Annotated in this window: 3 protein-coding genes; all 3 read right to left on the bottom strand. The window is 63.2% G+C overall.

Annotation, left to right across the window (positions count from 1 at the left end):
• A partial coding sequence (locus AB0N75_RS18845) for an ATP-binding cassette domain-containing protein (RefSeq protein WP_364652469.1) occupies positions 1-287 on the bottom strand: 287 nt, incomplete at its 3' end.
• Entirely contained in the window at positions 277-1,050 is a 774-nt protein-coding gene (locus AB0N75_RS18840) for an ABC transporter permease (RefSeq protein ID WP_364652468.1), read from the bottom strand. The genes AB0N75_RS18845 and AB0N75_RS18840, both read right to left, overlap by 11 nt.
• Positions 1,047-1,703, bottom strand: a 657-nt coding sequence (locus tag AB0N75_RS18835; RefSeq protein WP_364652467.1) for an ABC transporter permease subunit, incomplete at its 5' end; no start/stop codon positions are given. The genes AB0N75_RS18835 and AB0N75_RS18840, both read right to left, overlap by 4 nt.

The raw sequence follows: 1,703 nt of genomic DNA, 5'->3' as shown, positions 1-1,703 counted from the left end.
GCCATCTTCTTCGGCGGCCCGGTCACCCGGGCGCCGTCCAGCAGCACCTCGCCCTCGGTGGGGGCCATCAGGCCCGAGATGCACTTGAGCAGAGTGGTCTTGCCCGAACCGGACGGGCCCACCAGGCAGGCCAGCTCCCCGGCCTTCAGGTCGAAGGTCAGGTTGCGCACCGCCTCGATGTCGCCGCCGTCGGTGTGGTAGACCTTCTTGACGCCGCGGACCGAGAGCATGGCCTGGCCTTCGGGCAGGGTCCTGCCGGTGGTAACGGGAGTGGTTTCAGGCTGCATTTTCTACCTCTCGCAGGCCGTGGTACCAGCGCAGGATCTTGCGCTCGGTCCATTGGAAGATGAATGACATGGCAACACCGATCAGGCCCAGCACCACAATGCCGGACCACATCTCCGGAATCGCAAAGGAACGCTGGAACTGCACGATGGTAAAGCCCAGCCCCGAGGACGAGGCGAACATTTCGGAAATGACCATCAGGATCAAACCGATCGACAGGCACTGGCGGACGCCGGCCATGATCTGCGGGCCGGCCGAGGGCAGCACCAGGTAACGCACCCGGGCCCAACCGCCGATCCCGTAGGTGTGGGCCGAGTCCGAAAGCACCGAGTCAATCGCGCGGACGCCTTCAATGGTGTTCAGCAGCACCGGCCAGATGCAGCCGGAAATGATGACCACAACCTTCATCGAGTCGGTGATGCCCATCAGCAGCATCAGCACCGGAATCAGCACCGGCGGCGGGATCGCCCGGAAGAACTCCAGCACCGGCTCGGTGAAGTCACGCAGCCACTTGACCGAACCGATCAGCAGGCCGGCAGCAATACCGATCACGATCGCGGCAATCACACCGACTAGCAGCCGGCCGATCGAGGGCAACACATCGGTGATAATCCGCTCACCGAACCAGGTCTCGGCGAACGCTTCCGCGAGCGTGGCCGGGGTCGGAACAAAGAAGTTCGTCGTGCCCAGCGTGGAGGCCCACCAGATCAGGACCAAGATGACCGGCAGCGCCAGCCCGTAGGCAATGCCTTTCAGGATTTTCACACGATCACCTCGGAACGGATGGAGGAATGCCAGGACAACGTCTTGCGCTCAATGAAGCGCATCAACAGGTTGATCAGCACGCCGATCAAACCGGTGGCCAACACCAGCGCATACATGCCGGAAATCGCTCCGCCGGACTGCGCCAGCGCGATTTCCCGGCCCAGCCCCGGCGAACCGATCACCAGTTCGGCCGTGATCGCCAGGATCAGCGCCACCGCGGCCGCCAGCCGCACACCGGTCATCAGGTACGGCAACGCGGTGGGGAACACCACGTAGCGGACCCGGGCGAACCGGCCCAGGCCGTAGGACTTCGCGGTCTGCATCGCCACGTTGTCCACGTCGGCTACCCCGTAGAGCACCTGGATGAAGACCTGCCAGAACGAGGCGTACACAATCAGCATCAGCGAAGACTCGATCTTCACGCCGAACAGCAGTACGGCCAACGGAATCAACGCCACCGACGGGATCGGGCGCAGGAACTCCACCGTGGAGTTAGTCACCTTCCGCAGGAAGTTGGACGAACCGATGATGAACCCAAGCACCACTGCCAGCAGCACGGCCATCAACAGACCGAGCAACCACGCCAGCATGGTCTCGCCCACGGCCAACCAGAAAGCGGTGAGCCCGAAGTCGTTGAACAGCATCGCGATGAC

Origin of the sequence: Arthrobacter sp. NPDC089319 (assembly GCF_040684925.1) — a bacterium.
Taxonomy (GTDB): Bacteria; Actinomycetota; Actinomycetes; order Actinomycetales; family Micrococcaceae; genus Crystallibacter.
Note: the sequence above shows the minus strand (reverse complement) of the source record. Positions and strands in the feature narration are given on the sequence as shown.